This window comes from Pseudomonas sp. URMO17WK12:I7, assembly GCF_003269045.1.
GTDB classification, from domain to species: Bacteria; Pseudomonadota; Gammaproteobacteria; order Pseudomonadales; family Pseudomonadaceae; genus Aquipseudomonas; species Aquipseudomonas putida_J.
This window is the reverse complement of the sequence record NZ_QLTL01000002.1, coordinates 418,959-425,454: the sequence shown is the minus strand read 5'-3', so window position 1 is coordinate 425,454 and position 6,496 is coordinate 418,959. Positions and strand designations below refer to the sequence as shown.

Here is a 6,496-nt window from a genome sequence, read left to right as displayed (position 1 = left end):
ATGGAGCAGCCTGGTAGCTCGTCGGGCTCATAACCCGAAGGTCGTCGGTTCAAATCCGGCTCCCGCAACCAGATTCGAGAAAAGGCCACTGTTAACGCAGTGGCCTTTTTCTTTTTGCCTGGAAATCAGGACCAAAATTAATTGTGCGTCACTTTGCAGTTAGTTCTTGACTTGAACGCCCAACTCTATAGAATGCGCACCTCTGACGCGGGATGGAGCAGCCTGGTAGCTCGTCGGGCTCATAACCCGAAGGTCGTCGGTTCAAATCCGGCTCCCGCAACCATATTCGTCAGAACAAACCCCGCCTGTGTAACAGCAGCGCGGGGTTTGTTGCATTTCGTCGCCTGAAAATTCCATCAGCCTCAAGCAAACCCGCTTGCTTGAGGTGTCGTCTTATAGGATGAACTATCTTTAACACTGCCGGACGACTGAAAGTAACGTTGCCCGGAGTAATATCTGGATACGTTTACCAAAGGGACTTTCACTTGGCCGCAGCTCTTCCCCTCCTCGCGCAGCACGCTCGAGGCATCTCATGACATCGCACACCCCTGAACCTCAGGTGCCTCTAGCCTCGGCACTGCCGGCTGCTACCCAGCGCTTGCCTTGGCTGGAGCGGATGAGCCGTTACCGTCAGCCGATTGGCCTGGCCGTGACCTTGCTGCTGTTTGCCATGGCGCTGATTGCTTGCCGGCATCTGTTGAGCGAACTGGACATCTACGCCCTCCACGATGCCATGCTCGACGTACCGGCACGGTCACTGATCGGCGCCCTGTTGGCGACAGTCGCTGGGTTCGTGATCCTGCTGGGTTACGAGTGGTCAGCCAGCCGTTATGCAGCCGTCAAGCTGCCCCCGCGAACCTTGCTGATGGGTGGCTTCAGCGCCTTTGCCATCGGTAACGCCATCGGCCTGTCGATGCTTTCGGGTGGCTCGGTGCGCTACCGGCTCTACGCGCGCCAGGGCCTCGGCGCCGCCGAAGTCGCGCGCATGACCGTGTTTGCCAGCCTGTCCCTGGGTTGCGCGCTGCCACCACTGGCGGCATTGGCCACCTTGAGCAACCTGCCGGCGGCGGCAGCGGCTCTGCGCTTGCCCGCGACGGTGCTGGCCGGCATCGCCATCGCCGTGCTGGCCGTCACTGCCCTGCTGGTGATCGGGCTGTATCGCCGCCGCCTGCCAGAACAACCGTTGGCCGACAGCCTGCTGGTCCAACTGGGGCGTCGCACCCTGCGCCTACCCGGTGGCCGCCTGGCGGCCCTGCAATTGCTGATCACCGCACTGGATGTGGCCGCTGCGGCCACCGTGCTCTACCTGCTGCTGCCGGAGGCGCCGCCCTTCGGCGCCTTCGTGCTGGTCTACCTGCTGGCCCTGGCCGCCGGGGTGCTCAGCCATGTGCCGGGTGGCGTAGGGGTGTTTGAAGCGATCCTGCTGGCTGCCTTTGCCGACCAACTCGGCGCCGCGCCGCTGGCCGCCGCCCTGCTGCTGTACCGGCTGATCTACGTGGTACTGCCACTGCTGCTGGCCTGCGTGCTGTTGCTGGCCAACGAGGCACGCCGCCTGCTGTTCGCCCAGCAGGCAATCAAGGCGGCTTCAGGCCTGGGCGCACCGATCCTGGCGATTCTGGTGTTCCTGTCGGGCGTGGTGCTGCTGTTCTCCGGCGCCACCCCGGAAATCGACACGCGGCTGGAGCACATGGGCTTCCTCGTGCCACACCGGCTGATCGACGCCTCGCACTTCGGCGCCAGCCTGATTGGCGTACTCTGCCTGCTGCTGGCCCAGGGCCTGCGCCGGCGCCTGTCGGCGGCCTGGCTGCTGACCACCGTGCTGCTGCTGGTCGGCGCGTTGCTGTCGATACTTAAAGGCTTCGATTGGGAAGAAGCCAGCCTGCTGACCCTGACCGCCGCGCTGCTGGCCATTTTCCGCCGCTCGTTCTACCGGCCGAGCCGGCTGCTCGAGCTGCCGTTCTCGCCGGTGTACCTGGTGGCCAGCGCCTGTGTGGTCGGCGCTTCGGTGTGGCTGCTGCTGTTCGCTTACCAGGACGTGCCCTATACCCACAAGCTGTGGTGGCAGTTCACCCTCGACGCCGACGCACCGCGCGGCCTGCGCGCTGCCCTGGGCAGCGCGGTTCTGCTGGTGATCGTCGCCCTGACCTGGCTGCTGCGCACCGCCCGTCCGGTCATTCACCTGCCTGATGACACCGAACTGCAACGCGCCAACCGCATCCTGCTGGCCTCCGACCAGCCCGATGGTGGCCTGGCATTGACTGGCGACAAGGCATTGCTGTTCCACCCCAGTGACAATGCCTTCCTCATGTATGCCCGTCGCGGCCGCAGCCTGGTGGCCTTGTACGACCCGATCGGCCCGGCCCAGGAGCGCGCCGAGATGATCTGGCAGTTCCGCGACCTGTGCGACCTGCACCACGCCCGCCCGGTGTTCTACCAGGTGCGCGCGGAAAACTTGCCGTTCTACATGGATATCGGCCTGACTGCCCTGAAGCTTGGCGAGGAAGCGCGAGTCGACCTGCGCCGCTTCGACCTGGAAGCCAAGGGCAAGGAAATGAAGGACCTGCGCTACACCTGGAACCGCGGTGGCCGGGATGGCCTGAGCCTGGAGATCCACGAACCTGGCCAGGCACCGCTGGCCGAGCTAAAGGAAATCTCCGACGCCTGGCTCGGCGGCAAGAACGTGCGCGAGAAAGGCTTCTCGCTGGGGCGCTTCAGCCCCGAGTACCTGCAACACTTCCGTATCGCCTTGATTCGTTACCAGGGCCGGCCGGTGGCCTTTGCCAACCTGCTGGAAACCCACAGCAACGAACTGGCCAGCCTCGACCTGATGCGCGCCCACCCCGAGGCGCCGAAGCTGACCATGGAATTCATGATGATCGGCTTGATCCTGCATTACAAAAGCCGTGACTACGGCCGCTTCAGCCTGGGCATGGTTCCGCTTTCCGGCCTGCAGCCACGACGGGGTGCGCCCTTGACCCAGCGCCTGGGCTCGATGGTGTTCCGTCGTGGTGAGCAGCTCTATAACTTCCAGGGCCTGCGGCGCTTCAAGGACAAGTTCCAGCCGGACTGGGAACCTCGTTACATGGCCGTGCCAGCCGGGCTCGACCCGCTGGTGGCACTGGCCGATACTGCCGCCCTGATTGCCGGCGGCCTGACTGGATTGGTGAAACGTTGATGATCCGACGCTATTGGCTGTACGTACTGATTCCCCTGTTGCTGGCCGCCCTGGCTGGCGCCGCGGGCTTTTGGCTGTGGGCCCGCCCTGCCCCCGAGGCACGGCTGGAGCAGCTGACCCTCAATGACACCAGCATCATCCGCGTCACCCCGGGCGTGCACGCCAAGGCGCGGGTCGCCATCGGCGTCCCCCAGGACCAGGCCCTGACCGACAAGCAGTTGCTGGACCTGAGCCAGGCCGCCGAGGCACAACTGGTGCAGGTGATCCTGCCGCCGAATGACTGCACCAAGCAGCAACAAGCCATGGATCAGGCACTGACCCAGCTTTCCGACAAACCGACCTTGGTCGCCGGCATTGGCCCAGGCGCAGCCCAGGCATGGCGCTGGCTGGCCTCCCAGAGTGACGACAAGGCACGGGCCATCTCGGTCGACTTCACCCTGGAGCAGCCGGGCTGCAAGGCCGAGCTGCCGAAGTCGGCCGCCCACGGCCACTGGAACGTCGCCTGGAACGACAACCCGGACGACGCCAGCGCCGCATTCGTGCGCGACCAGGCCAACGCCGAAACCAGCATCAGTGACTACGACATCCACCTGCCACAGGTGCTCAAGGCTCAGCTGACCCAGGCCCTGGTCGGTCGCGACGGCAACGCCCTGGCCATCCCGGTGGTGGAAGTGCCAGCCGGCCAGACCACCGACACTGTCACCCTGTTCCTGTCCGGTGACGGCGGCTGGCGCGACCTGGACCGCGATGTGGCCGGTGAAATGGCCAAGCTCGGCTACCCCGTGGTCGGTATCGACACCCTGCGCTACTACTGGCAGCACAAAACCCCGGAGCAAAGCGCCGCCGACCTGTCGGAGCTGATGCAGCACTACCGTCAGAAGTGGGGCACCAAGCGTTTCGTGCTGACCGGTTACTCGTTCGGCGCCGATGTGCTGCCGGCCATCTACAACCGCTTGCCGGCCGAAGACCAGCAGCGCATCGACGCGGTCGTGCTGCTGGCGTTCGCGCGCAGTGGCAGCTTCGAGATCGAGGTTGAGGGTTGGTTGGGCAAGGAAGGCCAGGAAGCGCCTACCGGCCCGGAAATGGCCAGGCTGCCGGCATCCAAGGTGGTCTGCGTGTACGGCGTGGAAGAAACCGACGAGAGCGGCTGCACCGACAAGACTGCTGTAGGCGAGCGCATGAAGCTGCCAGGCGGCCATCACTTCGATGAGAACTACCCGGCGCTGGCCAAGCGCCTGATCGACGAGATCGAGACCCGCCAGGGCAAGTCCAGCGTCGCTGCACAAAACTGAAAATGCCTGGGGCCGCCTTGCGGCCCCGGCACTTCAAATCTCGACCTGAGTCCCCAGTTCGATCACCCGGTTCAACGGCAGGTTGAAGAAGCGCAAGTTACCGTTGGCATTCTTCAGCAGGAACGCAAACAGGTTGCCCCGCCAACGCGACATCCCCTCCAGACGCGACGCAATCACCGTTTCCCGGCTGAGGAAGTAGGTGGTGCGCATCGGGCTGAAATCCAGCTCGTCCAGGTGGCACAACTTCAACGCCGCCGGCACATCCGGCTCGTCCATGAAGCCAAAGTGCAGCAGCACACGGAAGAAGCCGTCACCGTAGGCCTCGACTTCGAAACGCTCTTGTTCCGGTACGCGTGGACGGTCTTCACTTACCACCGTCAACAACACCACCTGGCTGTGCAGCACCTGGTTATGCAGCATGTTGTGCAACAGCGCATGGGGCACCGCATCTGCCCGCGCCGTCAGGAACACCGCCGTGCCTTCGACCCGATGCGGCGGCTGCACGCGGATGCTACTGATGAACACCGGCAGCGGCAGCCCGCCTTCATCGATACGCTCCACCAAAATCTGCTTGCCGCGCTTCCAGGTGCTCATCAGCAGGAACAGCACGCCGCCAGCCAGCACCGGGAAGGCACCACCCTGGACGATCTTCGGCACGTTGGCGGCGAAGAACAGACCATCGACAAGGAGAAAGCCCACCAGGATCGGTACCGCCAGCACGGGTGGCCATTTCCACAGCAGCAGCATCACCGCCGACACCAGGATGGTGGTCATCAGCATGGTCCCGGTCACGGCCACTCCATAAGCCGCCGCCAGGGCGCCGGAGGACTCGAAGCCGATCACCAGCAGCACCACGCCGACCATCAAGGTCCAGTTCACCGCACCGATGTAGATCTGCCCCTGCTCGTCGCTGGAGGTGTGCTGGATCTGCATACGCGGAATGTAGCCAAGCTGGATGGCTTGGCGGGTCAGGGAGAAGGCCCCTGAGATTACCGCCTGCGAGGCGATCACCGTGGCCATGGTCGCCAGCCCGACCATCGGCAGCAACGCCCAGCCTGGCGCCAGCAGGTAGAACGGGTTACGGGCGGCCTCGGGGTTCTGCAGCAATATTGCCCCCTGGCCAAAATAGTTGAGCACCAACGCCGGCAGCACCAACGCGAACCAGGCGCGGGCGATCGGCTTGCGGCCGAAGTGGCCCATGTCGGCATACAGCGCCTCGGCACCGGTCAACGCCAGCACCACGGCACCGAGAATGGCCACCCCCATGCCGGGGTGGACGATGAAGAAATTCACTGCCCAACCAGGGTTGAACGCCTTGAGCACTTCCGGGCTCTGGGAGATGCCATGCGCGCCCAGCGCGGCAAGCGCGAGGAACCAGACCACCATGATCGGGCCGAACAGCTTGCCGATCTTGTCGGTACCGTGCTTCTGCACCAGGAACAGGGCCACCAGCACCACCAGCGAAATGGGCACTACCCAGTGGTCGATGCCTTCGAACGCCAGGCCCATGCCCTCAACGGCGGACAACACCGATACCGCCGGCGTGATCATGCTGTCACCGTAGAACAGCGAGGCGCCGATCAGGCCGCAGACAACCATCAGCGCACGCAGCCGCGGATAAGCCGCCGTGGCCCGTCGCGCCAGCGCAGTCAATGCCATGGTGCCGCCCTCGCCCTGGTTGTCGGCACGCAGGATGAACATCACATACTTGAACGACACTACCCACAGCAGCGACCAGAGGATCAACGAGAGGATGCCCAGCACACCATCATGGTTGACCGGCACCCCGTAACCGCCGGTAAAGACCTCTTTAAGGGTATACAAGGGGCTGGTACCGATATCGCCATAAACCACCCCGACCGCTGCCACGAGCAGGCCCAGCGACCGTGTCGCGCCCTGCTTCCCCGCGTGCCCGCCTTCGGCGTGACTGCTTGCCTGAACCATCGAACACTCCCGCAGATGGCCTTGAAGGCCGGTAGAATTCACTCCTGCGTCAGGGGCATGCAATGACCCCGGCGCAATGGCGCGA

At 64.2% G+C, this 6,496-nt stretch carries 3 protein-coding genes and 1 tRNA gene; 3 read left to right on the top strand and 1 reads right to left on the bottom strand.

What is annotated here, in order from left to right; genetic code table 11:
- The first annotated feature begins 206 nt into the window (after positions 1-206).
- The 3 genes from H040_RS04185 (at position 207) to H040_RS04175 (ending at position 4,467) form a co-directional block, all read left to right on the top strand.
- A tRNA-Met gene (locus H040_RS04185) sits at positions 207-283 on the top strand.
- 249 nt (positions 284-532) lie between these two features.
- Positions 533-3,175 carry a bifunctional lysylphosphatidylglycerol flippase/synthetase MprF gene (gene mprF, locus H040_RS04180; protein WP_027919970.1) on the top strand — a complete coding sequence of 881 codons (2,643 nt, stop codon included), beginning with the start codon at positions 533-535 and terminating at the stop codon, positions 3,173-3,175.
- Positions 3,175-4,467, top strand: coding sequence for a virulence factor family protein (locus tag H040_RS04175; protein WP_027919971.1), 1,293 nt, complete (start codon positions 3,175-3,177; stop codon positions 4,465-4,467). Before mprF ends, H040_RS04175 begins: the two co-directional genes overlap by 1 nt.
- Before the next feature lie 33 nt (positions 4,468-4,500).
- Here H040_RS04175 and H040_RS04170 read toward each other — a convergent pair whose 3' ends face one another.
- Entirely contained in the window at positions 4,501-6,411 is a 1,911-nt protein-coding gene (locus H040_RS04170) for a potassium transporter Kup (protein ID WP_027919972.1), read from the bottom strand.
- Positions 6,412-6,496: the final 85 nt, after the last annotated feature.